Source organism: Microvirga terrae (genome assembly GCF_013307435.2).
Taxonomy (GTDB): domain Bacteria; phylum Pseudomonadota; class Alphaproteobacteria; order Rhizobiales; family Beijerinckiaceae; genus Microvirga; species Microvirga terrae.
The window spans coordinates 4283588-4299008 of record NZ_CP102845.1 but is presented as its reverse complement, the minus strand read 5'-3'; the positions used below and the strand labels follow the sequence as shown (position 1 = coordinate 4299008).

The window sequence follows — 15421 nt, the reverse complement described above, 5'->3', positions numbered from 1 at the left end:
TTAATCGTGGTCGTCCTGGAGCCCGCCGATATGCTTCTGGGCGTAGAGCTCGATGCCGACCTGCTCGACGAGGTTGATCTGGGTCTCGAGGAAGTCGATATGGCCTTCCTCGTCGGCCATCAGCTCCTCGAAGAGGTTCTTGGACACCCGGTCGCCGATGCTGTCGCAATAGGCCGCCGCCTCGCCGTAGAGGTTGCGCGCGTCGTATTCCGCCGCCAGGTCGGATTCGAGGATTTCCTGGATGTTCTGGCCGATGCGCAGGGGATCGAGCACCTGCAGGTTGGCGAAGCCCTCAAGGAAGATGATGCGCTCGATGAAGCGGTCGGCGTGGTGCATCTCCTCGATGGATTCCTTGCGCCAGGTCTTCGCAAGTTCCTTGTATCCCCAATCGTCCAGGAGCCGGTAGTGCAGCCAGTACTGGTTGACCGCCGTCAGCTCGCTGCGCAGGCCGCGATTGAGATACTCGATTACCTTGGGATCACCCTTCATCCTACCCTCTCGTTCACTGGCGCATCGTGCGGAAAAGTGGATCCGGTTTTCAGCTCGAACGATGCGCCCATCCAGAAAAAGCATCGGATGGATCCCAAAAGTGCGGTCCACGTTTGGGTCCGATACTCAAGGCGCCGGATGCGCCGGAACAGTCTTTAGAGGATTTGTGAACTAGGGTGGAAGTTGTTTTCTTCAAAGGGTGGGTTCGGCGGCGGCTTTTTCCAAAGCGGTCGGGCAGCAGCCGCGGTTGCAGGCCGCGATGGGCTCGACTCCCGCATCGATCAGCGCCTGGTCCATGATCGCGCGGATCGTCCGCGCGCAGCGCCCGCAATTGGGGCTGCAGCCGAGACAGCGATAGACCTGCGCCGGGGTGCGGGGACATTCCGGTCCCGGCTTGAGGCACGCTTTGACATCACCGTCGGAGAGGATGTTGCAGGAGCAGACGATCATTTGTTGTTCTAGTTTAGAATGACTAAAAACTACATGTGATATCAAAGACTTAACGAAAAAAACCGCCGGGCGCCAGCACTATTCCCTGTGCCCAGATGTCACGGCCACGTCGTAATGCGTCAGCCTAGGCGTTTGAACAACCTGGGATAGTCCAGGACGAAGCCGTCCCCGTCCACGGGGAGATCGGCGGTGAAGCCGCTCTCCAGGCTCTCGAACCGGTAGAGGGAGCCCGCATCGATCGCCGTATAGCGCTGATCGGCTGGAGAGACGGTCAGATCGGGCACGCCGATGTAGCAGAGCCGGATGTCCATGCTCTCGCCGGTCTCCAGGTCGAGGCGCCGGATCGGGAGCGTGTTGGTCAGGGGCGTCGCCTGGATGTCGACATCGATGCAGCCCTGCAGGTCCGGCCGGTCCTTGCCGTTCTCGCGCCAGTGCCCGCGGCCGTCGCTCTCCAGATGCAGCACGTGCCCCGAGGTGGTCCTCACGTGGACCTCCTTCGTGTGCCACAGCGCATCCAGCCTGACCCGATAGGAGAGGCCGAACTCGTCCTCGCCCTCCCGGCCAACGACGACGCCCGAGATGGCGAGCCCGCCATCGGCCGGACGCACGTCCACATGCTCCAATCCTGCCTCGCAGCCGTCCCAGGCCGACCAGCGGAGGGCGCGGAAGATCAGGGTCGGGATGGACATGGGGGGCTCCGGGGCGCAGCTCTTGTGCCGGTCGATTATGGCTCAGCCAGGCGGCTTGTCGAATCGCCCGCCCCGTCATGGCCGGCCTTGTGCCGGCCATCCCGATCGGAAAGGCGCGGCGCCACACAGAAGCGGGATCACCGGCACAAGGCCGGTGATCACATGCAGGAGCGGCTTGTGCCTGAAATCGGGGCAACGGTCCGGCGCGAGGCCCTCAGTCCCGCACCACCACCACATGCAGGCGCCGCGGGCCGTGGGCGCCGAGCAGCAGGGTCTGCTCGATGTCGCCGGACCGGGACGGGCCGGTGATCCAGTTCACCGTGCGCGGCATCGTGCCCTTGCCGTAGGCGAAGCGGACCCGATTCCAGACGGATTCGTAATCGCCCGCGATGTCCTTGGCCGACACCACGATGATGTGGTTGTCGGGCAGGAAGTTGAGGGTGGACGGGTTCTGGTGCCCCGACACCATGGCGAGGGTGCCGGATTCGGCCACGCCCCCGAAGGCGTGGCTCACCGCGTTGAGGTCGCGGCCCTCGCTCGGCCCATGGGCGATCTCGAGGGCGGTCTCGGACCAGGGCATCGCCTGCAGGCGCGGATCGTCGCCCATGCGCAGGGTCGCAGGCAGGTTGTGGTTGCGCAGGAAGAGCGCGATGGATTGCGGCACCTCCGCCGGGGAGGCGACCTCTGTCACCGTGGCGAGCGCCGTTTCGACCATGGTCTTGAAGAGCGCGATGCGCTCCTCGCCGGACACCTGCCCGCGCTGGGGGATCACGCCCTTGGGGGCGCGTTCCAGGCGGTCGGCCACGATCTGCCGCCGGATGGTCTCGCTGCCCTTGACGCCGAGGGAGCGGCGAATGTTGGCGAAAATGTCGTCGCGGGCGCTCATGCGCGGGCCCCCTTGCGCTCGCGCTTCCAGCGCTGCTGGAAGGTCTCGCCCTGCGGGGCCGGGAAGTCGCGGTACTTGGTCCAGCCCTTGGCCATGGGCAGCCATGCGAAGCGGCCGCGCTGGCGTCCGGCGAGGGCGAGCGCCCCCATGGCGGCGCGGGTCGCCAGCCGGTAGAGGGCGGGGCGCCTGGCGAAGAAGCCCCAGAGCTGGAGGCCGGACCGGACGGTGGCGGGGGTCAGGTGCCGTTCGAATTCCCGTTCGCGCCAGTGGCGCATGAGTTTCGGCAGCGGGATCCTGACCGGGCACACGCTCTCGCAGCGCCCACAGAACGTGGACGCGTTGGGCAGGTGGCCGGCCTTGTCGACGCCGATCAGCGAGGGCGTGAGCACCGCCCCCATGGGGCCGGGATAGACCCAGCCATAGGCGTGCCCGCCGACCGCGTGATAGACCGGGCAATGATTCATGCAGGCGCCGCACCGGATGCAGCGCAGCATCTCCTCGAAGCTCGTGCCAAGCATGGAGGAGCGGCCGTTGTCGAGGATGACGACGTGGTAGTTCTCCGGCCCGTCCGCATCGGGGCTGCGGCGGGGGCCGGTGGAGAAGGTGGTGTAGACCGACATCTCCTGGCCCGTGGCCGAACGGGCGAGAACGCGCAGGAGCTGGCTGACGTCCTCGAGCGTCGGGACGAGCTTCTCGATGGACGCGAGCACGATATGGGTCTTCGGCAGGATCTGGGTCAGATCGCCGTTGCCCTCGTTGGTCACGATGATCGAGGTGCCGGTCTCCGCCACCAGGAAGTTGGCGCCCGTGATGCCGACATCCGCCGCCAGGAACCGCTCGCGCAGGACGGCCCGGGCCTCGGTGAGAAGCTGCACCGGCTCGGAAAGGTCGCGCTTGGCGTCGAGATGCGTATGGACGCGCCGGAAATCCTCCTCGACCTGGGTGGCGTTGAGGTGAACGGCCGGCGCGATGATGTGGCTCGGCAGCTCGCCGCGCAGCTGGATGATGTATTCGCCGAGATCGGTCTCGACCGGCCGGATGCCGTTCGCCTCCAGGTGATGGTTGATCCCGATCTCCTCCGAGATCATGGACTTGCCCTTCGTGACCGTCTTGGCCCCCGTGTCGCGGCAGATGCCGAGAATGATGTCGCGGGCCTCATCGGCGTTGCGGGCGAAATGCACGTGCCCGCCCGACGCTCTCACCTTCTCCTCATAGGCCTCGAGGTAGAGGTCGAGATGCTCGAGCGTGTGGTTCTTGATGTCGCGCGCCGCATCCCGCAGCGCCTCGAATTCCGGCAGCTTGGCGGCCGCCATCTGGCGCTTGTCGATGAAGCCCTGCTTCACGTTGCCGAGCGCCTTCTGGAGCTGATCGTCGTTCAGCGCCCGCGCGGCATTCTGCTTGAACTGGGGGGAGGTGGAATGAACGGTCATGATCGACTTTTACTTGACGGCAGGGGCTTTGGCGACACCGATCGGCGGTTCGTCGGTCATGCCGGCCAGAACCTCCGCCACATGACGCACTTGAATCGGACGGCCGTCGCGGGTGAGTTTTCCCGCCATGTTCATGAGGCAGCCGAGATCGCCGGCGAGCAGGGTGGGGGCATGGGCCTCCTCGACGTTCCTGGCCTTGGCGTCGACGATGGCGCCCGAGATGTCGCTGTACTTGACGGCGAACGTGCCGCCGAAGCCGCAGCAGACGTCGCTGTCCTTCATCTCGACGAGGCTCAGGCCCTCCACGCTCCCGAGAAGCCGGCGCGGCTGGGTCTTCACGCCGAGCTCCCTGAGGCCCGAGCAGGAATCGTGATAGGTGACGGCGCCGTCGAACGTCGCATCGACCCTGGTGACGCCGAGCACGTCGACCAGGAAGCTCGTCAGCTCGTAGGTCCTGGCGGCGAGCGCATCGGCCTTGGCGCGCCAGTTCGGGTCCTCCTCGAAGAGTTCCGGGTAGTGGACCTTGATCGTGCCCGCGCAGGAGCCCGAGGGCGCCACCACGTAATCGTAGCCGTGGAAGGCTTCGATCACCTGCATGGCGAGGTCGCGCGTGGTGCCGCGGTCGCCCGAATTGTAGGCCGGCTGCCCGCAGCAGGTCTGGACGGGAACGTCGACGATGCAGCCGGCATCTTCCAGAAGCTTGACGGCGGCAAAGCCCACGGAGGGGCGCATCAGATCGACGAGGCAGGTGACGAAGAGGCCGACGCGGGTCTGTCTCGGGGCCATGTTCACGGTTCTAGGATCTCGCGTTGTTTTTGAGATCGTACCATGAACGTAAATCAGGCTGGGTCAAGAGGACCGCCGGCAGACCTGTCATGAAGCACGGGAGCGGCCGGACCCATAAGGCCCGGCCGCTTCGCAAGGACCGTCTCTCAGGCGATCAGCAGGAAGTCGGACGCGTGAAGCTCCACACGTCCGGCGACGGATGCAAACTGCACCGCCTTGGCCGTGCCGCTGCCATCCACGTCGTAGAAGAGCGCACCGGCAGCCTGATCGTAGAGAATGTGCTGGCCGGCACTCGTCGCCTTCGTGCCGAGGGCGAATTCGCTTTCGCTCAGGGTGTTGCCCGCGCCGTCGCCCAAGGCCGCGAAGGCGCCGAGGTTCAACTCGAAACGATCGCCCTGGTCGAGGCCTTCTCCGACGTCGGGAATGAAGTTGAATTCCGATACGACGTCGACGCTGCCGTCGAGCTGCGTGAACCGGAAGGCGTCCGCACCGAAGCCGCCCACGAGCTCGTCGGTGCCCGCACCACCGATGACGGTGTCCTGGCCGAATCCGCCGCTGACCTTGTCGACCCCGGCCCCGCCCTCCAGGACGTCGTCGCCGCTGTCGCCGTTGAGCTTGTCGCCGCCTGCGCCGCCATAGGCATGATCGTTGCCGCTGCCGCCGTGGAGCAGGTTGCCGGCATCGCCGCCGCGAAGCTCGTCGTTTCCTTCATCGCCGTAGAGACGGTCGAAGCCGTCGCCGGACGTGACGATCACGTCGTCGCCGGCTTTGCCGGACACCGTATCGCTCCCGCCCAGGGCGTCGATCACATCGTCGGACGACGTTCCGTCCAGGGTCTCGCCCGCGTTGGTCCCGAGGATGGTGTTCGGGGGAGGCGCAGGGTTCTGCTCGAGAACCGGCAGGCGGGACAGCAGATCGGATCCGAACGGAAGGCCCGAGATCCTGGACAGATCGGGCCGATCGAGCTCGGCCATTCGGTCATGGATGCTGGCAAGAAGACTCACCATGAATCTCTCTCCTATGATCGTGATGCGGGGCCTCGCGGCACCCGACATAGGAGGCTAACTTTCGATTCATTATATAGTTTCAATGATGATCGACGACGCTGTGGCGCGTCGCTGCGAAACATCCAGCGTAACCGGGCAGAAAACCCGGCTCACGCTGGCCTTTTTATGCTGAAACGGAGCTGTTCGATACCTGCATTGCATTCAGCGCAATGCGAGCTTGGCCGCAATAGTCACTGGGATTTCTTACCCGAGGCGTCGAATTGCTTGAGGTAAGCGACGAGATCGTTGACCCTCTGCTCGTCCTTCAGGCCGGCATAGATCATCTTGGTGCCCGGGATCTTGGCTTTCGGGTCCTTGATGTACTCGCGGAACGTGGCTTCGTCCCAGGTGATGCCGGAGTTCTTGTTGGCCGCGGAGTAGTTGTAGCCCTCGACCGATCCCGAGTGGCGGCCGAAGAGGCCGTTCAGCACCGGGCCCACGGCGTTTTTCGCATTCTCGCCCACCTGGTGGCAGGCCCGGCACTGGGCGAAGACCTTCTCGCCGGCAGCCGCATCCTGGGCCTGGGCGGACCCGAGCCCGGCGAGAAGCAGGGCGGCGGAAAGAACGAAGGAACGCATCAAAAACTCCTTTGCTGGACCCCTGTCCCATCCTAGAGCATCGGACCCGAAAGTGGACACCACTTTTGGGATCCATCCGATGCTGAATTTTTTGAGCGACGCATCGTTCTTTGCGGAAAACCGGGTCCACTTTTCCCCACGATGCGTTAGAGACATTCTAGATTATGTGAAAACGCCGTCGGGAAAAGCCGCCTTGTTGTAAAGGTAGCCATTCCTGGGACGCACCGGTGATTCCTCGGGAGGATGCCATGACCATTGCATTTCCACAGCCGGACAAAGCGGTTCTGGCGCGACGGAAGGAGATCGTCGACGGTCTGGGACGCCTTGTCGCGTCGGAGGCGCTGATCGTGTCCGAGGACGAGCGCCGCGCCTTCGAGACCGACGGCCTGACCGCCTATCGCCGGATGCCCCTCGCGGTAGTGCTGCCCTCGACCACGGAGGAGGTCTCGGCGATCCTGCGCTTCTGCCACGAGAACCGCGTCAAGGTGGTGCCGCGCGGGGCGGGAACCTCGTTGTGCGGCGGCGCGATCCCGCAGGAGGACGCCATCGTGCTCGGCGTCGCCAAGATGAACCGGGTGCTCAACGTCGATTTCGAGGCACGCACGGCGCGCGTCCAGTCGGGCATTACCAATCTCGGCATCAGCCAGGCGGTGTCGCATGAGGGCTTCTTCTACGCGCCCGACCCGTCGAGCCAGCTCGCCTGCACGATCGCCGGCAACATCGCGATGAACTCGGGCGGGGCCCATTGCCTGAAATACGGCGTGACCACCAACAACCTGCTCGGCGTCACCCTGGTGATGCTCGACGGCACGGTGGTGGAGATCGGCGGCGAGCATCTCGACGCTGCGGGCTACGACCTCCTCGGCCTGATCTGCGGATCGGAGGGGCAGCTCGGCGTCGTCACCGAGGCCGTGGTGCGGATCCTGCGCGCGGCGGAAGGAGCGCGGCCGGCGCTCTTCGGATTCTCGTCGGTAGAGGATGCGGGCGCCTGCGTGGCGGCGATCATCGGGGCGGGCATCATCCCGGTGGCGCTCGAATACATGGACAAGCCCGCGATCCAGATCTGCGAGGCCTTCGCCCATGCGGGCTATCCGCTCGACGTGGAGGCCATGCTGATCTGCGAGGTGGAGGGCTCGGACCAGGAGATCGACGACATGCTCCGCCGCATCGTGGCGATCGCCGAGCCGTTCCGGCCGAAGACCATGAAGGTCTCGCAATCGGAGGCCGAGAGCGCGGCGATCTGGAAGGGCCGCAAATCCGCCTTCGGGGCCACGGGGCGCGTCGCCGATTACATCTGCATGGACGGCACCATCCCGACCGGCCAGCTGCCCTACGTGCTCAACCGGATCGACGAGATCGTGAAGTCCTACGGGCTCGGCGTCGCCAACGTGTTCCATGCGGGCGACGGCAACCTGCATCCGCTCGTCATGTTCAACACCAACGTGCCGGGCGAGATGGAGAAGGCCGAAAAGGCCGGCGAGGACATCCTCCGGCTCTGCGTCGAGGTCGGCGGCTGCCTCACGGGCGAGCATGGCGTCGGGATCGAGAAGCGCGACTTGATGACCTGCCAGTTCAACGCCACGGATCTCGAGCAGCAGATGCGCGTGCGCGGCGTGTTCGACCCCGGCTGGCTCCTCAACCCGGCGAAGGTGTTCCCCCTCGAAGGAAGGTTCGCCGCGTGATCGTCGATCCCCCTCGCCATACCCCCCGCGACGAGCAGGACGCGTCGATCATCATCCGCGAGGCCGCCGACAAGGGCACGCTCCTCAACGTCGGAGGCAACGGCACCAAGGCTTCGATGGGACGGCCGAACCAGACCGACGCGTCGCTCTCGTCGTCGGGCCTGACCGGGATCACGCTCTACGAGCCGGCCGAACTCGTGATCTCCGCGCGCAGCGGCACGCCGGTGCTCGAGGTCATGCGGGTGCTGGCCGCGAAGGGGCAGGAACTGCCCTTCGAGCCCATGGATTACCGCTCACTGCTCGGCATCAAGGGCGAGCCGACCATCGGGGCGGTGGCGGCCATGAACATCTCCGGCCCGCGCCGCATCATGGCGGGCGCCGCCCGCGACAGCCTGATCGGCGTGCGCTTCGTCAACGGGCGCGGCGAGGTGGTGAAATCCGGCGGACGCGTGATGAAGAACGTCACCGGGCTCGACCTCGTGAAGCTGATGGGCGGCTCCTGGGGCACGCTGGGCTTCCTGACCGAGGTGACGTTCAAGGTGCTGCCCAAGCAGGAGCGCATGGCGACCCTCGTGATCCGCGGCCTCGACGACCGGCAAGCCATCGAGGCCCTGTCCATGGCGCTCGGCTCGCCCTTCGACGTGACCGGCGCCGCCCATGTTCCAGACCGCGACCGCCGGGGCGGCAACACGCTGATCCGGCTCGAAGGCTTCAGGATCTCGGTCGATTACCGGATGAACGAGCTCAAGCGCCTGCTGAGGCGCTTCCGCTTCATGGACATCCTCGAAGGGGTCGGGGCCGAGGCCCTCTGGCAGTCGGTGCGCGACGTGACGCTCCTGACCGATCAGGGCAACCGGGCCGTCTGGCGCGTCTCCACGGTGCCGACCAAGGGGCCCGACCTGGTCGCGCAGGTGGCGCAGTCCCTCGACGCGCAATGGTTCTACGACTGGGGCGGGGGGCTCGTCTGGATCTCGACGCCTGTCGACGGCGATGCGGGCGCGTCGGTCCTGCGCGAGGCGACCGGAGCGTTCGGCGGCCATGCCACCCTGGTGCGCGCCCCGGCCGAGATCCGCTCCGCCGTCGACGTGTTCGAACCGCAATCGGACGCCCTGATGACGCTCTCGCGCGGCGTCAAGGCGTCCTTCGATCCCGCCGGAATCCTCAATCCCGGCCGGATGTACGCGGGGATCTGAGATGGCCGGCACGGCATCATTTGCGGAGGCACGGCCGTCGAACGGCGGGCGGACGGCGCTCGTCGCGGGCCTCGCCCTCGGGCTCATCGCATGCACGGCCGCGATCCTCCTGCTGATGGGCCGCACGCCGATCTGCACCTGCGGGACGATCGAGCTTTGGCACGGCACCGTGAAGGATTCGGGCAACTCGCAGCATCTGACCGACTGGTACACGCCCTCCCACGTCATCCACGGCTTCCTGTTCTATGCGGGAGCCTGGGCGATCGGGCTTCTGCGCGGAAAGGCGCTGCCCTTCGGCGTTGCGCTTCTTTGTGCCATCGGGCTCGAAGCCGCGTGGGAAATCGCCGAGAACACCGACGCGGTCATCGAGCGCTATCGTGCGACCACCATCGCGCTCGACTATTACGGCGACAGCGTCGTCAACTCGGTGTCGGACATCCTCGCCATGATGGCCGGCTTCGTCTTGGCGCGGATCTGGCCGGTCTGGCTGACGGCGCTCGTCGCCGCAATCATGGAAGCTTTCGTCGGGTTCTGGATCCGCGACAACCTCATTTTGAACGTCATCATGCTGATCCATCCCATGGATGCCATCAACCGCTGGCAAGGGGCGATGTGAGACAAAACCATGCAGACCAATTTCACGCCCGATCAGCTCAGAGATCCCGCCATGGCCAGTTCGGAGAAGATCCTCCGGACCTGCGTCCATTGCGGCTTCTGCACGGCGACCTGCCCGACCTATCTCCTGCTCGGCGACGAGCTCGATTCCCCGCGCGGGCGCATCTACCTGATGAAGGACATGCTGGAGAGCGGCAAGCCCGCGTCTCCGGAAGTGGTCAAGCATATCGACCGCTGCCTCTCGTGCCTGTCCTGCATGACCACCTGTCCGTCCGGCGTGCATTACATGCATCTGGTCGACCATGCCCGCGCCTATATCGAGGCGACCTATACGCGTCCCTGGCATGACCGGCTCCTGCGCTGGGTGTTGGCCAGCGTGCTGCCTTATCCGGGCCGCTTCCGGTTCGCGCTCGGCGCCGCGGTGCTGGCCAAGCCCCTGAAGGGCGTGATCGGCGGGCTGCCGCTCCTCGGCAACCGCCTGCAGGCGATGATCGAACTGGCGCCCGCAAAAGCGCCCGCCCGCTCGCCCTTCGAGCAGCCCGGCACCTTCAAGGCCCATGGCGAGCGCCGGGGCCGGGTGGCGATTCTGTCCGGGTGCGCCCAGCCGGTGCTCAAGCCCGGCTTCAACGAGGCCGCCGTCCGCCTCCTCAACCGCCATGGCGTCGACGTGGTCCAGCCCAAGGGGGAGGGGTGCTGCGGCGCCCTCGTCCACCACATGGGCCGCGACGAGGAGGCCCATGGCTTCGCCAAGCGCAACATCGACGCCTGGATCGCCGAGATGGACGGGGAGGGGCTCGACGCCATCATCATCACGGCGTCCGGCTGCGGCACGACGATCAAGGATTACGGCTTCATGTTCCGGGAGGACCCGGACTATGCCGAGAAGGCCGCCCGCGTCTCGGCCATCGCCAAGGACGTCACCGAATACGTCACGTCCCTCAAGCTCATGGAGCCGGTCCGCGAGACCGACCTGGTGGTGGCCTATCACTCCGCCTGCTCCATGCAGCACGGGCAGGCGATCCGCACCGAACCGAAGACCCTGCTGAAGCAGGCGGGCTTCACCGTGAAGGACGTGCCGGAAGGGCATATCTGCTGCGGGTCCGCCGGCACCTACAACCTGCTGCAGCCCGAGATCGCCGCCCAGCTCAGGGCCCGCAAGGTCGCCAATATCGAGCGCACCAAGCCCGATCTCATCGCGACCGGCAACATCGGCTGCATGACGCAGATCGGGAAGGGAACCGGGATTCCCATCGTCCACACGGTCGAGCTTCTCGACTGGGCGACCGGCGGGCCCATGCCGGAAGCCCTGGAGGCGGCCGGCTTCCAGAAGCGCATCTCGGGATCGTTGACCATCGCGGCCGAGTGAGGCTGCTACATTCTTACGCAACGAAATTTCATTTCCAAACCGCTCCCATCTGGGCTAAAGGTCGGGAAAGGGTGAATTTCAGAGGCGTAAGGGCCGGCATATGTCTTCGGGTTGGACGTCGTTCAGGAACCGTTTTGGCAGGAAGCAGGATGAGGCTTTGGCCGGCTCCCTGCATGAGGAGGGCGAGAGCGCCCAGGCAGCCGCGGCCGCCGCTGCACCTGTCGAGGCGCCCGCCCACAAGGGCGAGACGATCGTGGTTCGTCCCAACGGGGCGCTCGATTCCGTCGGCCAGAAGAACGAGCTGATTCGCGTCCGCTTCGCCAACATGATCGACCGGCTGGAGGAGATCCGCAGCCTGAAGGAGGATTTCGCCCTTCTCAGCGAGCCCGTGAACGACCTCATCCGCAGCTACCCGCAGCTCCAGTCGCGGCTTCTCGAAACCGAGGCGGTGCTCAGGCAGGAAAGCGACATGACCGTGGCCCTGCGCCGGGAGCTCGGCGACATCAACAGCCTCCATGCCCGGACGGTGGACGATCTGACCGCCGCGGTCTCGCAGCTGCGCAAGGCGGAGTCCCGGGTTCGCGAGCAGGATTCCTTCATCGAGGACCTGCGCCTCAACGTGAAGGACAAGGAGGCGATCGTCGGCGACCTGGAGAACCAGCTCGCCATCGAAACGGAGCGCGCCCGCAACATCACCGAGGAGAACCAGGCTCTGCGCCTCGAAGCCCAGGAGGCCGACCAGACGGTGGCCCGGGCCGAACGGGAGCTCATCGAGACCCGAGAGCGCAACGGCCTGCTCGATCATGAGGTGAAACGCCTGCAGAAGGTGGCCGAGGAGCAGAACTATCGCCTCTCCAGCCTGACCAACCGCTACGGCGAACTGGAGACCCAGCTCGAGGCGACGCGCCAGCGCGCCTCCGAGCTCGAGACCAAGCTCATGGCCGAGCAGGTGCTGCGCCAGCGCCTCGAGACCCAGATCGATTCCGAGCGCTCGGCCCATCAGACCGATCTTTCGGCGCTCGACATGAAGATCGAGGGCCTCAACTCGCGTCTGGCCGCGACCGACAAGATCCTGGCCCATACCCGCGACCAGCTGCGCGACAAGAACGAGGCCCTGCGCGGCGTCGAGCGCAACCTGAAAGAGACGACCATCGAGAAGAACACCCTCGACCGCCGCCTCGAGGCGACCCAGCAGGAGGTCGAGCGCCAGGTCGCCATGGTCAACGAACTCCAGCGCTCGCGCATCGAGCTGCAGGAGCGCGTCGAGATGCTCAACAAGGCCATCGCGGCCAAGGACTTCCAGATCGAGAGCTCCGACAACAAGCTGGCGAGCCTCACCGAGCGCATCGATCAGCTCACCAAGCGCTTCGATCAGGAGCGCGGGACCCTGGAGGCGGCCAACCGCCGCCTCACCGAGGAGCTGCAGAACGAGAAGGCCGAGCGCTCCCTGGTCCAGGGCGCCCTCGAAATCGCCCGCGAGAGCCGCACCAAGATCCAGAAGAAATACGTGGCCCTGCGCAAGAAGACCCGCCTCGACACGCCGGAAGAGGATCCGACGCTGTTCGACGAGGACGAGACCGAAACCAATGTCCGGCCCCTGAAATCGCCGGACGCGGAATAGATCGTTCACCTCCACGGCCCCGCAGAGATGCGGGGCTTTTTCTTCGGTGGATGGCGTTTGCGCCGCTCAAACCGTCATCACCGGCCCTGTGCCGGCGATCCCGATGGATCGAGGCGCAGCGCTCCTCAGTGTCGGAATGGCCGGGACAAGCCCGGCCATGACGCGGAGAGGGCGCCACGACAAGGAAGGTTCAGGCCGGGACCGAGATCGGCTCGCGCACCGCGCCGGACACATGGCGCCCATCGCTCCGCCGGCCTTGGCGAACGAGCCCCGGCGCGCCACTTTGGGCCGATCGTCCAATCGCATCCGTCTCGGAAACAAGAACGAAGGATCCAAGCAATGGCCCAGCACCCTGCAATCGCCCCCGGCCGCGTCGCGGTCGTCACCGGAGCCGCGAGCGGCATCGGGCTTGCCGCCGCCAGGCGGTTCGCGGAGCTCGGCATGAGGGTCTGCCTGGCGGATCTCGAAGGCGAGGCGCTCCGGCGCGCCGCCGAGGAGGTGGCCGGGGTCGCCGGCAGCCCGGACCACGTGCTGGCGGTCGCGACCGATGTCAGCCGGCTGGAGGAGGTCGAGAGACTGAAGGAAAGCGTTCATTCCGCCTTCGGCGAGGTGGCGCTTCTGATGAACAATGCCGGGACCGAGGCCGGCGGCGAGATGTTCGGCGATCCGCAGCGCTGGCGCGCCATCCTCGAGACCAATCTCTGGGGCGTCATCAACGGCGTTCAGGTCTTCGCCCCCGCCATGATCGACCAGAACACCCCGGGCGCCATCATCAATACGGGATCGAAGCAGGGCATCACCACGCCGCCCGGCAACACCGCCTACAACATCTCCAAGGCCGGCGTGAAGGTTTTCACCGAGGCGCTCGCCCACGACCTGCGCACCCGGCCCGGCTGCCAGGTCACGGCGCATCTGCTCATTCCGGGCTTCGTCTATACGGGCTTCACCCGGGCCAGGGGCATCAGCGAGAAGCCGGCCGGCGCCTGGGCGCCGGAGCAGGTCGTCGACTTCCTGCTGCCGGCCCTTGAGCGGAAGGACTTCTACGTGCTCTGCCCGGACAACGAGACCACGCGCGAGATGGACGAGAAGCGCATCCGCTGGGCCGCCGAGGACCTCATCGAGAACCGTCCGCCGCTGTCGCGCTGGCACCCCGACTACAAGGAGGCCTTCGCCAAGGTGATGGAAGGCTGACCACACTTGGGTTCCTCGACCGTGCCCTTCGATCCGGCAGCCTTTCGGGAGCAGATCGGGACGATCCTGAACGCGCACGCCGGGGCGTTCGGCGTGCCGCAGGAACGGCATGCGCTTCTGCGCCGTCAGATCGCCGATGGGGACGCCCTCCACGCGCGGGGGACGTGGCCCGGGCATGTCACCACATCGGCGTTCATCCTCGATCCGGCGGGGCGGCGGATCCTGCTGATCCATCACCGCTCCCTCGGGCGCTGGCTCCAGCCCGGCGGCCATTACGAGCCGCCGGACGAGCCGGCGATGTCGGCTCTTCGCGAGGCCGTGGAGGAAACCGGAATGGGCGGCCTCGTGATCGACCCGTGGCATGCGCGGACGGGCCTGCCCATCGACATCGACAGCCACCGCATCCCGGCCCGTCCCGAGCGGAACGAACCCGAGCATTGGCATCACGACATCCGCTATGTGGTGAGGGCAACGGAGCGCGACGCCGTCCGTCCCGATCTGCGGGAGGTGCATGGTGCGGCTTGGCGCGACGTCGCGGACCTGGAGACGATCGCCCCGCAGGCCCTGCGGAATATGCGCCTGCTCGGACTGGCCCACCCCTGACAAAGGCCGGGGCCATGCTTACATCCTCCACCAGCACGCCCTGAAGGAGCCATGCCATGAATGATCAGGAACGCCAGGTCATCAGCGACATCTTTCGACGCCTCGAGCAGGTAGCGGACCAGCCTCGCGATCCGGAGGCCGAGCGCTTCATCGCCGAGAAGCTGCGCCAGCAGCCCTATGCGCCCTACGCCCTGGCCCAGGCCGTCTTCGTCCAGGAGCAGGCTTTGGGCAATCTCCAGGCCGAGAACGAGCAGTTGCGGGCCGAGCTCGACCGGGCGAGCCGCCAGCCTCAGCAAGGTGGCTTCCTGTCCAGCATCTTCGGCGGCGGCGCGTCGCGTCCGCCGGGACCGGCCTACAACACTCCGCCGGCCCGCCAGGCCTCGCCCTGGGGCCAGCCCCAGCAATTCCCGCAGCAGCCCTACGGGGCTCCCCAAGGCGGCATGGCGGGCGGCGCGCCCGGCGCCTGGGGCGGCGGCATGCAGCGCGGCGGCGGCTTTCTTGGAACCGCCCTCACGACGGCGGCGGGCGTCGCCGGCGGCATGATGATCGCCAACGCCCTGACCCACGCCTTCGGCGGCGACAACAATCCGCTGAACGACGCGTCCTCCCTGGCCGGCCTGGGCGGGGCCGATCAGGCGGCGGACAATGCCAATCTCGGCGGCATCACCGACTCGCTCTACAACGAGCCCCAGGGCGACCAGGGCGGCCAGGACGATTTCTCCGACTTCGGCGGCGATGGCGGCGACGAAGGGGATTGGACCTGAGATCCCGCTGTCGGCCGCGTCAGATGCGCCCG

Annotated in this window: 16 protein-coding genes; 8 read left to right on the top strand and 8 right to left on the bottom strand. The window is 66.3% G+C overall.

The window, feature by feature from the left end; all coding sequences use genetic code 11:
• From bfr to HPT29_RS20205, 8 genes are all read right to left on the bottom strand, one after another.
• Positions 1–489: a bacterioferritin gene (gene bfr, locus HPT29_RS20240; protein ID WP_173946459.1), complete on the bottom strand. Its 489-nt coding sequence runs from the start codon at positions 487–489 to the stop codon at positions 1–3.
• Between the two features lie 192 nt (positions 490–681).
• On the bottom strand, positions 682–939 hold the full coding sequence (locus HPT29_RS20235; protein WP_173946458.1) for a (2Fe-2S)-binding protein: 258 nt from the start codon (positions 937–939) through the stop codon (positions 682–684).
• A gap of 119 nt (positions 940–1058) precedes the next feature.
• Entirely contained in the window at positions 1059–1628 is a 570-nt protein-coding gene (locus HPT29_RS20230) for a putative glycolipid-binding domain-containing protein (protein ID WP_173946457.1), read from the bottom strand.
• A gap of 214 nt (positions 1629–1842) precedes the next feature.
• Entirely contained in the window at positions 1843–2514 is a 672-nt protein-coding gene (locus HPT29_RS20225) for a LutC/YkgG family protein (protein ID WP_173946456.1), read from the bottom strand.
• Positions 2511–3944, bottom strand: coding sequence for a LutB/LldF family L-lactate oxidation iron-sulfur protein (locus HPT29_RS20220; protein WP_173946455.1), 1434 nt, complete (start codon positions 3942–3944; stop codon positions 2511–2513). Before HPT29_RS20220 ends, HPT29_RS20225 begins: the two co-directional genes overlap by 4 nt.
• Positions 3945–3953: 9 nt before the next feature.
• Positions 3954–4730: a (Fe-S)-binding protein gene (locus HPT29_RS20215; protein ID WP_173946454.1), complete on the bottom strand. Its 777-nt coding sequence runs from the start codon at positions 4728–4730 to the stop codon at positions 3954–3956.
• A gap of 146 nt (positions 4731–4876) precedes the next feature.
• Positions 4877–5737 (bottom strand): calcium-binding protein, encoded by an 861-nt coding sequence (locus HPT29_RS20210; RefSeq protein WP_173946453.1) that lies wholly within the window; start codon positions 5735–5737, stop codon positions 4877–4879.
• A 230-nt stretch (positions 5738–5967) separates the two neighbouring features.
• Positions 5968–6354 carry a c-type cytochrome gene (locus HPT29_RS20205; protein ID WP_173946452.1) on the bottom strand — a complete coding sequence of 129 codons (387 nt, stop codon included), beginning with the start codon at positions 6352–6354 and terminating at the stop codon, positions 5968–5970.
• Positions 6355–6602: 248 nt separating this feature from the next.
• Between HPT29_RS20205 and HPT29_RS20200 the strand changes: the two genes are divergently transcribed.
• The 8 genes from HPT29_RS20200 (at position 6603) to HPT29_RS20165 (ending at position 15389) form a co-directional block, all read left to right on the top strand.
• Positions 6603–8036, top strand: coding sequence for an FAD-linked oxidase C-terminal domain-containing protein (locus tag HPT29_RS20200; protein ID WP_173946451.1), 1434 nt, complete (start codon positions 6603–6605; stop codon positions 8034–8036).
• Positions 8033–9229 (top strand): FAD-binding protein, encoded by a 1197-nt coding sequence (locus tag HPT29_RS20195; RefSeq protein WP_259060209.1) that lies wholly within the window; start codon positions 8033–8035, stop codon positions 9227–9229. The genes HPT29_RS20200 and HPT29_RS20195 overlap by 4 nt, the downstream gene beginning before the upstream one ends.
• Before the next feature lies 1 nt (position 9230).
• Positions 9231–9845 carry a DUF2585 domain-containing protein gene (locus HPT29_RS20190; RefSeq protein ID WP_173946450.1) on the top strand — a complete coding sequence of 205 codons (615 nt, stop codon included), beginning with the start codon at positions 9231–9233 and terminating at the stop codon, positions 9843–9845.
• A gap of 9 nt (positions 9846–9854) precedes the next feature.
• The gene (gene glcF, locus HPT29_RS20185; RefSeq protein ID WP_173946449.1) at positions 9855–11210 is read left to right on the top strand and encodes a glycolate oxidase subunit GlcF; all 1356 of its coding nucleotides are present in this window, start codon (positions 9855–9857) and stop codon (positions 11208–11210) included.
• 157 nt (positions 11211–11367) lie between these two features.
• A complete protein-coding gene (locus HPT29_RS20180; RefSeq protein ID WP_173946448.1) occupies positions 11368–12831 on the top strand; it encodes a chromosome partitioning protein ParA in 1464 nt (487 codons plus the stop codon).
• 339 nt (positions 12832–13170) lie between these two features.
• On the top strand, positions 13171–14022 hold the full coding sequence (locus HPT29_RS20175) for an SDR family NAD(P)-dependent oxidoreductase (RefSeq protein ID WP_173946447.1): 852 nt from the start codon (positions 13171–13173) through the stop codon (positions 14020–14022).
• A gap of 6 nt (positions 14023–14028) precedes the next feature.
• Entirely contained in the window at positions 14029–14625 is a 597-nt protein-coding gene (locus tag HPT29_RS20170) for an NUDIX hydrolase (protein WP_173946446.1), read from the top strand.
• A gap of 56 nt (positions 14626–14681) precedes the next feature.
• A complete protein-coding gene (locus tag HPT29_RS20165; RefSeq protein WP_173946445.1) occupies positions 14682–15389 on the top strand; it encodes a DUF2076 domain-containing protein in 708 nt (235 codons plus the stop codon).
• Positions 15390–15421: the final 32 nt, after the last annotated feature.

What these genes read in the sequence shown, in the direction of transcription:
- bfr (WP_173946459.1), bottom strand. Translation starts at nt 489, where the DNA reads ATGAAGGGTGATCCCAAGGTAATCGAGTATCTCAATCGCGGCCTGCGC.
- HPT29_RS20235 (WP_173946458.1), bottom strand. Translation starts at nt 939, where the DNA reads ATGATCGTCTGCTCCTGCAACATCCTCTCCGACGGTGATGTCAAAGCG.
- HPT29_RS20230 (WP_173946457.1), bottom strand. Translation starts at nt 1,628, where the DNA reads ATGTCCATCCCGACCCTGATCTTCCGCGCCCTCCGCTGGTCGGCCTGG.
- HPT29_RS20225 (WP_173946456.1), bottom strand. Translation starts at nt 2,514, where the DNA reads ATGAGCGCCCGCGACGACATTTTCGCCAACATTCGCCGCTCCCTCGGC.
- HPT29_RS20220 (WP_173946455.1), bottom strand. Translation starts at nt 3,944, where the DNA reads ATGACCGTTCATTCCACCTCCCCCCAGTTCAAGCAGAATGCCGCGCGG.
- HPT29_RS20215 (WP_173946454.1), bottom strand. Translation starts at nt 4,730, where the DNA reads ATGGCCCCGAGACAGACCCGCGTCGGCCTCTTCGTCACCTGCCTCGTC.
- HPT29_RS20210 (WP_173946453.1), bottom strand. Translation starts at nt 5,737, where the DNA reads ATGGTGAGTCTTCTTGCCAGCATCCATGACCGAATGGCCGAGCTCGAT.
- HPT29_RS20205 (WP_173946452.1), bottom strand. Translation starts at nt 6,354, where the DNA reads ATGCGTTCCTTCGTTCTTTCCGCCGCCCTGCTTCTCGCCGGGCTCGGG.
- HPT29_RS20200 (WP_173946451.1), top strand. Translation starts at nt 6,603, where the DNA reads ATGACCATTGCATTTCCACAGCCGGACAAAGCGGTTCTGGCGCGACGG.
- HPT29_RS20190 (WP_173946450.1), top strand. Translation starts at nt 9,231, where the DNA reads ATGGCCGGCACGGCATCATTTGCGGAGGCACGGCCGTCGAACGGCGGG.
- glcF (WP_173946449.1), top strand. Translation starts at nt 9,855, where the DNA reads ATGCAGACCAATTTCACGCCCGATCAGCTCAGAGATCCCGCCATGGCC.
- HPT29_RS20175 (WP_173946447.1), top strand. Translation starts at nt 13,171, where the DNA reads ATGGCCCAGCACCCTGCAATCGCCCCCGGCCGCGTCGCGGTCGTCACC.
- HPT29_RS20165 (WP_173946445.1), top strand. Translation starts at nt 14,682, where the DNA reads ATGAATGATCAGGAACGCCAGGTCATCAGCGACATCTTTCGACGCCTC.